The 13,471-nt window shown below is 71.4% G+C and carries 14 protein-coding genes; 7 read left to right on the forward strand and 7 right to left on the reverse strand.

The genetic code is table 11. The features are described 5' to 3' along the window. Positions 1-159: 159 nt before the first annotated feature. Positions 160-1,785: a sensor histidine kinase gene (locus ACWCP0_RS11570; RefSeq protein ID WP_451078626.1), complete on the reverse strand. Its 1,626-nt coding sequence runs from the start codon at positions 1,783-1,785 to the stop codon at positions 160-162. Between the two features lie 136 nt (positions 1,786-1,921). Between ACWCP0_RS11570 and ACWCP0_RS11575 the strand changes: the two genes are divergently transcribed. Then, positions 1,922-3,301 carry a cation:dicarboxylate symporter family transporter gene (locus tag ACWCP0_RS11575; protein ID WP_451078627.1) on the forward strand — a complete coding sequence of 460 codons (1,380 nt, stop codon included), beginning with the start codon at positions 1,922-1,924 and terminating at the stop codon, positions 3,299-3,301. Between the two features lie 66 nt (positions 3,302-3,367). Here the strand turns inward: ACWCP0_RS11575 and ACWCP0_RS11580 are convergent, their stop codons facing one another. Next, a complete protein-coding gene (locus ACWCP0_RS11580) occupies positions 3,368-4,000 on the reverse strand; it encodes a PaaI family thioesterase (protein ID WP_451078628.1) in 633 nt (210 codons plus the stop codon). A gap of 190 nt (positions 4,001-4,190) precedes the next feature. Between ACWCP0_RS11580 and ACWCP0_RS11585 the strand changes: the two genes are divergently transcribed. Further along, complete coding sequence (locus tag ACWCP0_RS11585; RefSeq protein ID WP_451078629.1) at positions 4,191-4,511, forward strand: GYD domain-containing protein; 321 nt, start codon at positions 4,191-4,193, stop codon at positions 4,509-4,511. A 93-nt stretch (positions 4,512-4,604) separates the two neighbouring features. On the opposite strand, the gene ACWCP0_RS11590 is transcribed toward ACWCP0_RS11585, so the two are convergent. The 4 genes from ACWCP0_RS11590 to ACWCP0_RS11605 all read right to left on the reverse strand — a co-directional run bounded on the left by ACWCP0_RS11590 (position 4,605) and on the right by ACWCP0_RS11605 (position 9,074). Further along, on the reverse strand, positions 4,605-5,564 hold the full coding sequence (locus tag ACWCP0_RS11590) for a DUF1996 domain-containing protein (RefSeq protein ID WP_451078630.1): 960 nt from the start codon (positions 5,562-5,564) through the stop codon (positions 4,605-4,607). Between the two features lie 13 nt (positions 5,565-5,577). Continuing rightward, positions 5,578-6,981, reverse strand: coding sequence for a glycoside hydrolase family 16 protein (locus tag ACWCP0_RS11595; protein ID WP_451078631.1), 1,404 nt, complete (start codon positions 6,979-6,981; stop codon positions 5,578-5,580). Positions 6,982-7,248: 267 nt separating this feature from the next. After that, a complete protein-coding gene (locus tag ACWCP0_RS11600; protein WP_451078632.1) occupies positions 7,249-8,151 on the reverse strand; it encodes an aldo/keto reductase in 903 nt (300 codons plus the stop codon). Continuing rightward, positions 8,148-9,074 carry an NAD-dependent epimerase/dehydratase family protein gene (locus ACWCP0_RS11605; protein WP_451078633.1) on the reverse strand — a complete coding sequence of 309 codons (927 nt, stop codon included), beginning with the start codon at positions 9,072-9,074 and terminating at the stop codon, positions 8,148-8,150. The genes ACWCP0_RS11600 and ACWCP0_RS11605 overlap by 4 nt, the downstream gene beginning before the upstream one ends. 81 nt (positions 9,075-9,155) lie before the next feature. Between ACWCP0_RS11605 and ACWCP0_RS11610 the strand changes: the two genes are divergently transcribed. Both ACWCP0_RS11610 and ACWCP0_RS11615 read left to right on the forward strand, forming a co-directional pair. Continuing rightward, a complete protein-coding gene (locus ACWCP0_RS11610) occupies positions 9,156-9,689 on the forward strand; it encodes an Lrp/AsnC family transcriptional regulator (RefSeq protein WP_451078634.1) in 534 nt (177 codons plus the stop codon). 73 nt (positions 9,690-9,762) lie between these two features. Beyond that, a complete protein-coding gene (locus tag ACWCP0_RS11615) occupies positions 9,763-10,671 on the forward strand; it encodes an NAD(P)-dependent oxidoreductase (RefSeq protein ID WP_451078635.1) in 909 nt (302 codons plus the stop codon). A gap of 316 nt (positions 10,672-10,987) precedes the next feature. Here ACWCP0_RS11615 and ACWCP0_RS11620 read toward each other — a convergent pair whose 3' ends face one another. Continuing rightward, positions 10,988-11,944 (reverse strand): helix-turn-helix transcriptional regulator, encoded by a 957-nt coding sequence (locus ACWCP0_RS11620; protein WP_451078636.1) that lies wholly within the window; start codon positions 11,942-11,944, stop codon positions 10,988-10,990. Between the two features lie 39 nt (positions 11,945-11,983). On the opposite strand from ACWCP0_RS11620, the gene ACWCP0_RS11625 reads away from it, so the two are divergent. From ACWCP0_RS11625 to ACWCP0_RS11635, 3 genes are all read left to right on the forward strand, one after another. Then, complete coding sequence (locus ACWCP0_RS11625; RefSeq protein WP_451078637.1) at positions 11,984-12,463, forward strand: hypothetical protein; 480 nt, start codon at positions 11,984-11,986, stop codon at positions 12,461-12,463. Between the two features lie 56 nt (positions 12,464-12,519). Further along, complete coding sequence (locus ACWCP0_RS11630) at positions 12,520-12,975, forward strand: hypothetical protein (protein WP_451078763.1); 456 nt, start codon at positions 12,520-12,522, stop codon at positions 12,973-12,975. Between the two features lie 103 nt (positions 12,976-13,078). Next, positions 13,079-13,471 (forward strand): MerR family transcriptional regulator, encoded by a 393-nt coding sequence (locus ACWCP0_RS11635; protein WP_451078638.1) that lies wholly within the window; start codon positions 13,079-13,081, stop codon positions 13,469-13,471.

A 13,471-nucleotide genomic window follows, 5' to 3' on the forward strand; every position in this document is an offset into this window, starting at 1 on the left:
ATCACCTCCGCGGCACGCAGCGGCAGTCGCACCGTGCTGTGTCTTCCGGGGGCCAACCCCCGGTTCTCCGGCCGGTTCATGTGCTCACCTCCGCGGGACGCAGCGGCAGTCGCACCGTGCTGTGTCTTCCGTGGGGCAACCCCCGGTTCTCCGGCCGGTTCATGTGCTCACCTCCGCGGCACGTAGCCGCAGCCGCACCGTGAATTCCGCGCCCCCGTCAGGGCCTTGGGCCACCTCCACCGTCCCCCGGCCACGATGCGCGGCCTGGCGCACCAGCGCCAGGCCCAGGCCGCGCCCGGGGCCCCTGGTCGACCACCCACGCTGGAACACGGCGTCCACGTCCCCGGCGCGCACGCCCGGGCCGGTGTCGGCGACGCGCAGGACGAGTTCGTCCTCGTCGGTGCGGACAGTGACGGTGACCCGGGCACGGGCCGTCCCGGCGGCCCGTTGCGCAGGCACGCCGCCCGTGCCCGACGCCGCCTCGACCGCGTTGTCGATCAGGTTGCCGAGGATCGTGACGAGATTGCGCTGGGGGAGCCACGGTGGGAGGACTCCGTCGTCGAGGCGGCTGTCGTCGGTGAGGACGAGTTCGACGCCGCTCTCGTTGGCCTGGGCGGCTTTGCCCAGCAGGAGGGCGGCCAGGACCGGTTCGGCGACCGCCGTGACGACGCGGTCCGTGAGGGCCTGGGCCAGCTCCAGCTCGGCCGTGGCGAACTGGACCGCCTCGTCCACGCGGCCCAGTTCGATGAGGGATACGACGGTGTGGAGGCGGTTCGCCGCCTCGTGGGCCTGGGCGCGCAGGGCCTGGGTGAAGCCGCGTTCGGAGTCCAGCTCGCCCGTGAGGGACTGGAGCTCGGTGTGGTCACGCAGGGTCACGACCGTACCCCGGCGTTCGCCGCCGACCACCGGCTGCGTGGAGACGACCAGCACCCGGTCCGCGGTCAGATGCAGCTCGTCGACGCGCGGCTCGCTCGCCAGCAGCGCGCCCGTGAGCCCGGGCGGCAGCCCCAGTTCGTCGACGCCCTTGCCCACGGCGTCCGCTTCCAGGCCGAGCAACTCCCGTGCGCCGTCGTTGATCAGGGCGATCCGGCGCCGCCAGTCCAGCATCACCAGTCCCTCGCGCACCGCGTGCAACGTGGCCTGGTGGTAGTCGTGCATGGCGCTCAGATCCGACGCGTTCATCCCGTGCGTATGCCGCCGCAGGCGCGCGTTGATCACGTACGTACCGACTCCGCCGAGCACCAGCGCCGCGCAGGCCATCCCCAGCAGCGCGGTCACCTGCTGCCGCACCTGCTCGCTGATCCTGTCGATGGTGATGCCCGCGCTCACGAGCGCGACGATCCGGCCACCGTCCCGCACGGGCGCCACCGTCCGCACCGAAGGCCCCAGCGTCCCCGTGTACGTCTCCGAGTACGTGCGCCCGCGCAGCGCCTCGTCGATGTGGCCCAGATACATGCGGCCGATCTCGCCCGGCTCCGGATGGGTCCACCGCGTCCCGTCCGGCGCCATGATCACCACGAAGGTGACGCCCGTGTCCTTCCGCACCCTCTCGGCGTACGGCTGCAGCACCACCGTCGGATCGGGGGTCCGCACCGCCGCCACCACCGACGGGGAGTCGGCCACCGCCGTCGCGGACGCCGTCGCCTGCCGCCGTGCGGTGTCCTCGGCCTGCGTGCGGCCGGTGACGTACGTGAAGAACGCGAAACCGGCCACGACAGCGGCGACCAGCACGACCTGTATGGCGAAGAGCTGGCCGGCGAGGCTGCGGAAGCGGGGAACGTGCATGCCGTAAGTCTGCCTGGCCGATTTCGTGTGAACGAAACGTACGTAACGGTGACCGGGGTCACAGGCTGATGAATAGTCGCGGCATCGAGGGCATCCGCCGGGACGTGGATGTTCGTCAGGCCGAGGAGGAATCCCCGTGGCAACCGCACCAGCAGCCGCAAGGCGGGACCGCACCCATTATCTGTATCTCGCCGTCATCGCTGCCGTCGCCCTCGGCATCGTGGTGGGCTTCGCCGCACCCGGTGTCGCCGTCGAGCTCAAACCGCTCGGCACCGGCTTCGTGAACCTGATCAAGATGATGATCTCCCCGATCATCTTCTGCACGATCGTGCTCGGCGTCGGCTCGGTCCGCAAGGCCGCCAAGGTCGGCGCGGTCGGCGGCCTCGCGCTCGGCTACTTCCTGGTCATGTCGACGGTGGCGCTCGCCATCGGCCTGCTCGTCGGCAACCTGCTGGACCCGGGCTCCGGTCTCCACCTCACCGAGGCCGTGAAGGCCGCGGGCGAGAAGCAGGCGGCGGGGGCGCACGAGAGCACCGTGGACTTCCTCCTCGGGGTCATCCCGACGACCCTGGTGTCGGCCTTCACCGAGGGCGAGGTGCTGCAGACCCTGCTCGTCGCGCTGCTCGCGGGCTTCGCGCTGCAGGCCATGGGCTCGAGCGGTGAGCCGATCCTGCGCGGCATCGGGCACATCCAGCGGCTCGTCTTCCGCATCCTCGCGATGATCATGTGGCTGGCTCCGGTGGGCGCCTTCGGTGCGATCGCGGCCGTGGTCGGAGAGACCGGGGTCGACGCGCTGAAGTCCCTCGCGGTCATCATGATCGGCTTCTATGTCACGTGTGCGCTGTTCGTCTTCCTGGTCCTGGGCACGCTGCTGCGTCTGGTCGCAGGGGTGAACCTGTTCGCGCTGCTGAAGTACCTGGGCCGCGAGTTCCTGCTCATCCTCTCCACCTCGTCGTCCGAGTCCGCGCTGCCGCGGCTCATCGCGAAGATGGAGCACTTGGGCGTCTCCAGGCCCGTCGTCGGCATCACCGTCCCGACGGGTTACTCCTTCAACCTGGACGGCACCGCGATCTATCTGACGATGGGCTCGCTCTTCGTGGCGGAGGCGATGGGCACCCCGCTCTCGGTCGGCGAGCAGATCTCGCTGCTCGTCTTCATGGTCATCGCTTCGAAGGGTGCCGCAGGCGTCACCGGCGCGGGTCTGGCGACTCTCGCGGGCGGCCTGCAGTCGCACCGCCCCGAGCTCGTCGACGGCGTCGGCCTCATCGTCGGCATCGACCGCTTCATGAGCGAGGCCCGCGCCCTCACCAACTTCGCGGGCAACGCGGTCGCGACCGTCCTCGTCGGCACCTGGACCAAGGAGATCGACAAGGCGCGGGTCGCCGAAGTCCTCGCCGGTCGCGTGCCGTTCGACGAGCAGACCCTCGTCGACGACCACGCCCCGGCCGGCGGCGCCGTGGACGTACCCGGGCCGCGGCAGGACGAGAAGGGCGAGCTGGCGACCACGAAGGTCTGACCGCCAGGTCCGAACGCCACCCCCACCCAGCGGGCCCCGGCACCGAGCCGGGGCCCGCACCCGTGCTCAGCCGGCCGGGAACGAGAACACGGCGCAGGTCGTCGTCCCGTGCGCGTACAGCTTCCCGTCCTCGATCCCCACGACCCGCGCCTCGGCCGTCGCCGTCGTACGCCCGACGTGCAGGGCCGTTCCTGTGACCCGCAGCGGCGCGGTGTCGGCGAAGACCGGCCGGACCAGATGCAGACTGAGCTGGGTCGTGGTGTACGTGGACCCCGCGGGCAGCCGGCTCATCACCGCCGAGCCGAGCGCGGCGTCCAGCACCGCGGCGAGATAGCCGCCGTGCACGCTGCCCATCGGGTTGTAGAGGTGCTCGCCGTGCTCGGTCTCGAAGACCGCGAGCCCGTCGCCGACCTCCACGAAGCGGAAGCCGAGCGTGCTCATGATCGGCGCGGCGGGGAAGCGGCCGTCGATCGCGGCCCGGAGGATCTCGCGGCCCGTCATCCCCAGCACATCGGCCGTCGGCCGCACCGGCGCGCCCCAGGTGTGCGTACGGGAGCGGGTGCCCGCGGGCTCCGGACGTCCGGCAGGATCGGGACGCCCGGCAGGATCGGGACGCCCGGCATGCTCCGGACGATCGACGCGCGGCGGACGATCGACGCGCTCGGGATGGGTCTCTTCGCTGCTGATGTCCATGCTCATGCCGTGAATCCAACCCCGGGGCCGAGCGCGGGACGAGTGTCGTATCCGACGCGCTTCATACGGTTTCCGGCGTGAGGGCGAGTGCCGGGGGACCACGGGCGGGTGTCTCTGGATGGCCGCGGGACCATGGGTGCCCAAAGGTGAAACCGTGGCCGCACCCGGCGGTGCACCGGAACAACGGGAGAGGCGCATGCCGAAGTACCTCGTCCAGGCCAGTTACACCGCAGAGGGAACCAGGGGCCTGCTCAAGGAAGGCGGCACGGGCCGCAGGCAGGCCGTGGAGCAGGTCATCAGTTCGTGCGGAGGCACCCTCGACTGGATGTACTTCGCCTTCGGCGACGACGATCTCTACTGCGTCATCGACATGCCCGACGACATCTGCATGGTCTCCACCGCCATGGCGGTCCGTGCCACCGGAGCCGTGCAGTCCAGGGTCGTCCCGCTGATCAGCGTGGAGGACATCGACACCGCAGCCAGGAAGTCGGTCGAATTCCGTCCTCCGGGCGCGTGAGCCGGGCCTGAGTGCCGCGAGCGCGCGGCGAGGGCGTCGTGATCGACGGACCCTCGCCGCGCGCCGTGCCGCGTACGCCGGCGGCTCACCGGTTCACTGCTGGATCGGTGTGCCGTCCGTCCCGCAGATGTAGCCCGCGACGATGCAGTCGCGCACCCGGCGCTCCAGCTCCGCCCGGTCCCAGGCGTTGAAGAAGTCGCCGTGGAAGGTGTAGCCGGGCGCGTCGGTCACGTTCGTGCCGTTCCGGGTGCCCGCCAGCGTGAGGCCGCCGCCGGTCACCGGCCAGGTGATCAGCAGTTCCAGGCGGGGCACGACCACGGGGTGACTGGCCGGGCAGGTCGGCCCGGTCGCGTAGGTCATGTGGTCGCGGTGGTTGGCGCTGTCCAGGTTCTTCCCGTCCCAGCAGGTGGGGAAGTCGAGATAGTTTTCGAGCTTGGTGCCGGGCGGGCAGTTCATGAAGTCCCGGCTGGACTCGGTCCGGCCGACACAGGACCAGCGGGCGGCCGGATTCTGGTCGGGCGATGTGGCCAGGGCGTTGCCGACGACGTACCGCAGTCCGCGCGGGTGGGCGACGGCCCGGGTCTGGTCGGTGATGCCCTGGTAGTAGACGGTGACCCGCTCGGGGGCCACGGGGACTCCGTTCTGGTAGAGGGTGGGGGTCCAGTAGGAGGAGAGATCGGTCTGCGGGGTGCAGTTGGTGGTGCCCGCGCTCAGCGACTGGAGCGTCGACGAGGCGTTCGCCGTTCTGTTCCCGTAGAACTCATGGATGTGGGAGCGGCCCGCCTGGCCGGGGAAGACGATCGGGTCGTCGCCCCGGCGGTGGCTGGAGAAGCAGTCCGCGCGGAACTCGCTTCCGCGCAGCGGGGCCGCCGCCTGCGCGACGATCGCCGCCTGCTGGGCCTTGGTGTACGTGTACGCGTGCGCCGAGTGTCCGGTGTGCGCCGCGCGGCCGGCGTGCCCGGAGCGGGCGTCCCGGTCCGTCGCACACCCCGCCGTGGCCAGGAACAGCGCGGCGGCTGCGCCCGCCAGCACTCGGCGTAACAGAGGATTCACCGCCGACTCCTCATCAGCCGAAGGGGATTCTGACGACGGACTGGTTGCCGATGCCGAGCGTGCTGCTGCCGTTGCCGATGGCGCTCCACACCTCGACCCGCACCTTGCCGCCCGTCAGGTTGCCGTGCGTACCGGTGGCCGACTGCAGGCCTCTCGCCTGCGTGTAGTGCTCGTATCCGGGCACGGGATCGGTGGCGAAGTAGTGGTACGTCTCCGTACGGTCCCAGGTCCCGTCGCCCGTACGGTCGTAACTCACCCTCACCTGCTGGCCGTTGGCGACCGATGTCCCCGCGTCCACGAACAGGTCGAACTGCGTCGAGCCGCCGTCGTACGTCCGCGTGACGGGGCCGGACGTGAACACCTGCGGGTTGTGCGGAGTGCCGTCGTGGTTCGCGCCGCCCGCGGACGTGAGCGTGACCGTGGAGGACGACGCGGCCGCGTCGCCGGCGCCGCCGCCCGTGCGCAGATAGACCTGCGAGGAGCCCGACGGCGGCGGGTCGGTCGGCGGCGGGGTCGTGCCACCACCGCCCCGCGTCCAGACGGCGACGTAGTCGACGAGCATCGGGCGGCCGGGGACCGTCGCGGCGGTCGGGGTCCTTCCGGCCAGCGCGTCCGGGAAGGCGCCGCCGATCGCGACGTTGAGGAGGATGAAGTAGCCGGCGTGCTCGGTCATGTCGGCCCAGGTGCCGGCGTCGAACCGGCTCTGGTTCACGCTGTGGAAGAGCTGGTCGTCCACGTACCAGCGCAGCTCGTTGGGGGAGACGGACCGGTCCCACTCGAAGCGGTAGGTGTGGAAGGCCGACTGGCAGCTCGCGCCCGGGCAGGTGCGGCTGGCGCCGATGCCCGTCGTCTCGTTGCAGGGGCCGCCGGGGTTCACTCCGCAGTGCAGCACGCCCCACACGGAGTTGATGCCGTTGACGTTCTCCATGATGTCGAACTCGCCGATGCCCGGCCAGTTCCAGTAGTTGCCCCGGTAGGGCGCGCCGAGTGCCCAGAAGGCCGGCCAGTAGCCCAGCGCGGCGTCACCGGTCACATTCGGCATCTGGATCCGGCCCTCGATGCGCAGCGTGCCGCCGGCCGGTGCCTTGAAGTCGGCTCGGCGTGTCTCGATCCGGGCGGAGGTCCAGTTGCCCGCGCCGTCCCGCAGCGGGGTGATGCGGAGATTGCCGCTGCCGTCGAGGCTGAGGTTGTCGGGGCTGGAGGTGTAGTTCTGAATCTCACCGGTGCCCCAGTTGGCGGGGCCGCCGGGATAGGCGTGGCCGGTGTCGATCTGCCAGTCGGCGGAGGACGGCAGGGATCGGTCGGGCCCGGTGAAGTCGTCGCTCCACTGCAGATTCCAGCCGGGCGCGGGCGGTACGGCCCCGCGCGCCGTTCCCGCCCCGCTGACGGCGAGGAAAGCGGCGAGTGCGACGGCCATGGCGAGGAGTGTGCTGAACAGGGGGGTGCGTCTGATGCGGCTCGTGCTCAAGGAACACCTCCGGAGTGGATGGTGCCGAGGGGGGCTTGAGAGCGCTCTCAAAGGTTTTGTAGATGGAGCCAGGGCAGCCGTCAATGGCTTCGCTCCCTTAACTTCCTGAACCTGGAAAGCAGTTGGCGGCACCGGCCGGTAGGACCGCTGCCGCCACAGGGACAACTCGTGTGCACCCGCCGGCCCGCTCGCGCAGCGTGCCGCGTGACCACCGGCTCACGCCGCGTCGAGCAGCCGCACCTCCTCCTCGGTCAGTACGAGACCGGCGGCCGCCGCCGAATCCCTGGCCGACCGTGGCCTGCTCGCCCCGGGGACCGGGATCACCGCGGGCGACCTCGCCAGCAGCCAGGCGAGCGCCACCTGCTGAGGGCTCACTTCCCGCTCCCGCGCCACCCGGTGGAAGCCGGCGAACGCCGGGTCCACGCCCTGCGCCGACGTTCCGTCCAGCGAGCTGCGCGAGATTCCGCCCAGCGGGCTCCACGGCATGAAGGCCAGCCCCAGCTCCTCGCAGAGCCGCAGCTCCGCCTCGCTGTCGCGCACCGCCGGCGAGTAGCGGTTCTGCACCGACACGAGCCGGTCGCCGAGGATCTCCCCGGCCTGCCGGATCTGCGCGGCATCGACGTTGGAGATCCCGGCCAGCCGGATCGTGCCGGCGTCCAGCAACTCCCGTATCGCACCGAGCGACTCGGCGTACGGAACGGCCGGGTCCGGCTTGTGCAGCTGATAGAGCCCGATCGCCTCGACACCCAGCCGCCCGGCGGAGGCTTCGGCGGCCCGCTTGAGATGGCGCGGGTCGCCGTGGACCGACCAGTCGCCGTCGGCGGTGCGCCCGCGCCCGCCCTTGGTCGCGACGAGCACGTCGCCGGTGTCCCCGCCGTACGCGGCGAGGGCCCGGGCGACCAGCAGCTCGCCGGCGCCCGGCGGCTCGCCGGGCGGATGGTACGAGTCGGCCGTGTCGATCAGCGTCGTGCCCGCGTCGAGCGCCGCATGGATGGTGGCCACCGCCCGCGCCTCGTCGGGGTGACCCTCGATCGAGAGCGGCATCGCACCGAGCCCGATCGCGCCGACCTCGACACCACCGGCCCCGGCACTGCCGATCCGCCGCCTGGCCGCCCTCACCGCACCTCCTCGGTACCGGCTGCGCGCGCGCCCACGGTCTCGGCGACGGCCTGCGCCAGCCACTGCGTGCTCCGGCCGAAGCGGAAACCGAGCTGCTCGGCACGGGAGTTGTCCATGCCGTACGAGCGGAGGAAGGAGAACGGCGAGACCTCGCCGGACTCCACCGCACGGAACTCCGGTGCCGCGCCGCCGCCGACGGCGTCCGCCACCGCCGCACAGATGTCCGCCGTCGTGAGCCGCCCGTGCGCCGCCGCGTTCACCGGACCCGTGAACGCCGCACCGGCCGCCCACTCCAGGAACGCGGCGATCTCCTCGACGTACACATAGGTCGCGGAGTGATTCACGACGGGCACGGCGATCGGCTCGCCCTTGCGGATGCGCTCGGCGTAGTGGTCCAGCCGGCCGGTGAAGTCGTCGTCGCCGCCGAGGACATGCGCGACGCGCACGGCCACGTACGGGAAGGCGGGATCGCACGCGAACACCGCCTCCGCCTGCCGCTTCCCCTCGCCGTAGTGCGCGTCGCGGAACTCCGCGTCGTCCCAGGGCAGCGCGAGGTCCACCGCCACCTTGCGGGGGTCGACGGCCTCCTCGCCGACCGGCTCCGCCGAGTCCTCGTGCTCGTAGACCTCGACGGTCGACGTCATCACATAGCGGCCGGTGCGCCCGGCGAATACCCGCCGGGCGATCTCCGCCTGGCGCGGGGTGTAGCAGACCTGGTCGACGACCACGTCGAAGGTGCGCGAGCCGAGAGCCGCCGCCAGGGCTGCCTCGTCGTCGCGGTCCGCGACGAGATGAACGGATCCGGCAGGCGGAGCGGAGGAGCCGCGATTGACGACGGTGACGCGCGCTCCCGAATTCAGCAACCGCATGATCAGCCGCTTCCCGAAATAGCGATTGCCGCCGATGACACACACGTCCCGCATTCCGACTCCCCTCGAATTTCCGGCGTTTCCCGCCGGCGCCAACAGTGTTACGTTGACGGGCCGCGTCCTGAAGGGGGAGACATGGGAGTTCCGGCCGCCGCACCGAAAGAACCACGGCATCTGCGCGCCACCGCCGAGGAAACGTCGGCAGCCGCATTCGACCAGGTGGACCGCCGGATTCTCGAACTCGTCCAGACCGACGGCCGCATCAAACTGAGCGAGCTCGGCCGGCGGGTGCAGCTGAGCCCGGCCGCCGTCACCGAGCGGCTGCGCCGGCTGGAGGCGTGCGGTGCGATCACGGGCTACGGCGCCCAGGTGGCCCCGGCCAGGCTCGGCTACGGCATCGAGGCCTTCATCCGCGTGAACCCGCACGGCGGCTACACGCTGAAGCACCCGAGGACGCTGGAGCTGCTCGGCCGGCCGGAGGTGATCGAGGCGCACCACGTCGTCGGCGAGGACTTCTGGATCCTCAAGGTCGCCGTGACGGACACGGAGCATCTGGAGGACATCCTGGAGCAGACGTCCGCGCTCGGCCGGACGACGACGTCGATCGTGCTGTCCTCACCCGTGGGGCGGAAGCCGTTGCTGCCCCTGCCACCGTCGACGGGTCGTTGACCTCGATGTTCACCTGTAGGTGAGTACCTGACTTTTTTGTCGGTACTTGTGCGGTTGTGCGCGACGCACAAGCATGATCCGTATGCCTACCGAGAACACCGCGACCACCGCATCCGCCGCCCCCGTGACCGTCATCGGCCTCGGCGCGATGGGCCAGGCCCTCGCCGGAGCCCTCCTCGACGCCGGCCACCCCACCACCGTCTGGAACCGCACCCCCGGCAAGGGCGACGACCTCGTCGCCCGCGGCGCGGTCCGCGCGGCAACCGCCGAAGAGGCGGTCCGCGCCGGCGAGCTGACCGTCGTCTGCGTCGTCGACTACGACGCCGCGCACGCGATCCTCGAGCCCCTGGCCGACGCGCTCCAGGGCCGTGTCCTGGTCAACCTGACCTCGGACACCCCCGAGCGCTGCCGTGAGACCGCGGCCTGGGCGGCCGAGCGCTCCATCGCCTACCTGGACGGCGCGGTCATGGTCCCCACGCCCGTGATCGGCACCCCCGACGCGCTGCTCTTCCACTCCGGCTCCCAGCAGGCGTTCGAGCGCCACGAGTCCACGCTCAAGGCTCTCGGCGGCAACACCGTCTTCGTCGGCACCGACCCCGGTCTGGCCGCGCTGTACGACCTCTCCCTGCTGGACTTCTTCTACGGCAGCATCTCGGGCCTGGTCCACGCGTACGCGCTGGCCAAGGCCGACGGGGTCAAGGCCGCCGACATCACCCCGTTCCTCGGCGCCATCGTCCACATCCTCCCGCCCATCGCGGAGTCCTTCGCGGCCAACATCGACGCGGGCAGCTACCCGGGCGTCCAGGCCAACCTCGGCATGATGGCCGCGGGCGTCGAGCACATCCTCCACGCGGCGCGCCACCGCGGACTCGACGTCTCCCACCTGGAGTCCATCAAGGCCGTCGCGGACCGGACGATCGCCAAGGGGCACGCGGCGGACGACTGGGCGAGCACGTACAGGACCGTCGCCGAAGGGGCGTGACGCCGCCTCGCGGTGACGGCGCGTGCAGGTGGTGAAGGGCGGGTCCCGGCGTCGGGTTCGTGCGGACCCGCGACGGTATGTGGGGCCCGTCCGGCCGGCCGGCGCACGGCGGACCGGTGCCGGAGCCTGAGCCGGGTCGTCAGGCTCCGGCGTAGCGGGCCCCGTCGCCGAAGGGGCGTGACGCCGCCTCGCGGTGACGGCGCGTGCAGGTGGTGAAGGACGTCCCGGCGTCGGGTTCGTGCGGACCCGCGACGGTATGTGGGGCCCGTCCGGCCCCGGCGCAGAGCGGACCGATGCCGGAGCCGGAGCCGGGTCGTCAGGCTCCGGCGTAGCGGGCGGCCAGCGTGCGGGAGGTCTCGGCGATGCGGGCCCGTAGCTCGGGTGGCCCGATGACGTCGATGTCCGTGCCCATCGCGAGGAATGCCGCGTGGGCGTGGTCGACCGACTCGATGGGCAGGACCGCCCGGATCCAGCCGTCCGGCTCGACGACCGCGGAGTCGTCCAGGGCCCGGGCGAGAGCTCCCGTGAGGCGGGATGCGGCCCGGGGAGTCAGGCGGACCACTGCCTCGTCCCGGTGCAGGCGGGCGTGGAAGTCAGCCTCGTAGCGCTGCCAGTGGCCGGCGAGGTCGAAGCCGTCGGGGATCGCGAACGTCTCGTCCGTGACCGTGAGTTCAAGGATCTGGTCGACCCGGAAGGTCCGCGGTCCCGGCCCCGCCACCACGTACCAGCGGCCCGCCTTGAGGACCAGGCCGTACGGCTCCAGCCGACGGTCCACGTCGGCGGGCTCCTTCCACCGCCGGTAGCGCACCGCCAGGACCTTGCCGTGCCGGACGGCGTCGGCGACGGCGCCCAGATGGGGAACCTCGTCGTTCGCCGCGTACCAGCCGGGCGCGTCGAGGTGGAAGCGGGTGCGCATCCGGTCGGCCTCATCGCGCAGGGCCGGCGGCAGTGCGGCGCGCAGCTTGAGCTCGGCCCCCATGAGCGCTTCGCCCAGGCCGAGTTCCGCCGCGGGTCCGGGGATGCCGGACAGGAACAGGGCCCCGGCCTCCCCCGCGGACAGTCCCGTCAGCCGCGTGCGGTACCCCGCGACAAGCCGGTATCCGCCCGCATGGCCCGCGTCCCCGTACAGGGGCACGCCCGCCGCGGCGAGAGCGTCGACATCCCGGTAGACGGTACGGACCGACACCTCCAGCTCCTCGGCGAGCTGCGCGGCGGTCATCCGCCCCCGGGTCTGGAGCAGCAGGAGAATCGAGACGAGCCGACTGGACTTCACTGACACAAGGTGTCAGTGAAGTGCTTCTACGGTCCAGCCATGGCTTTCGCGGAGAAACTGCTGCGGGTACCGCCACCGATCGAGGTCGGCGGCCGCAGTGTCAAGCGCTATCACGTCACCGCCGACCCGGAGGGGATCGCCCCGGACGTCGAGAGGGCGGCGTACGCGATCCTTCCCGAGCTCCTGCCCGAGCCGGACGGCACACCTCCCGCCACCTTCGTCGTCCTCCACCGGGGAGCGGACGACGGCGCCTACCTGAACGCGTACAGCTGGGTGTGGGACAACGTCCTCCACTTCGCGGGTGCGGCGGCCGGCCAACCGGTACTGGGCTGCCCGGACCGGGACCCCTCGCACTTCGTCAAGACCGTGTCGCCATGGATCGGCTGCGTCTGGGAGCTGCCCCCCATCCGCCACGAACGGGACGCCTGGGTCCGCCACATGCTCGCCCCCGAACAGCCCTCTCTCGCCGCCTACCTCGCCGACTCGCTGACCGAAGGAACCACGGGAGACCACGTATGAGCACCGACACCGGTTCCGGCGCCCGCACGCCCACGAGCACCACGGGCACGTCCCGCATGGTGACCGACTTCGACTTCCTCACCGGACGCTGGCATGTCGACAACCGCCGTCTCACCGACTTCCTCGACCCCGAGAGCGGCTGGGAGGACTTTCCCGGCCACACCCACGCCTCGCGTCACTTCGCCGGCGGCGCCAACTTCGACGAGATCGAGTTCCCGACGCTGGGTTCCAGGGGCCTGACCCTGCGGCTCTACGACACCGAGCGCGAGGAGTGGTCGCTGTACTGGTCCAGCAGCCGGACCGGCGTGCTGTTCCCGCCGGTCACGGGCCGGTTCGAGGCGGACGGCCGCGGGGTGTTCCACGGGGACGACACCTATGCGGACAGGCCGGTGCGGGTGCGGTTCGTCTGGTCGGGCATCACGGACACGACGGCCCGCTGGGAGCAGGCGTTCTCCGTGGACGGAGGTACGGCCTGGACCACCAACTGGATCACGGTGCTCACGCGCCGCTGACCTGATGATGCGGACCCGTCCTCCGTCCGCACGCGGCCGACCGAAGTGTCCGATGGCCGACCGGCTTTCCTTGACGTCGGCGTCAAGGCTTACGGTCGTACGCATGCGAATCGGCGAGCTGGCGGAGCGGGCCGGGACGACGACCCGCACTCTGCGCTACTACGAGTCCCGCGGGCTGCTGCCCGCGCGGCGTGCGGTGAACGGCTACCGCACGTACGACGAGGACGATCTGCTGCTGCTCCAGCAGATCCGGACCCTGCAGGACTTCGGGTTCGAGCTGGAGGAGACCCGGCCCTTCGTGGAGTGCCTGCGCGCCGGTCACCCGGCCGGCGACGCGTGTCCCGCATCCCTCGCCGTGTACCGGCGCAAGCTCGCCGAACTCGACGAGCTGATCGGCCGGCTCCAGGCCGTCCGGGACCAGGTCGGTGCACAGCTCGTCAGGGCCGAGGCGGAACTGCCGGGCGGCCCGGACCCACAGTGCGAACTCGGAGGTTGA

The organism is Streptomyces sp. NPDC001970 (assembly GCF_053594115.1).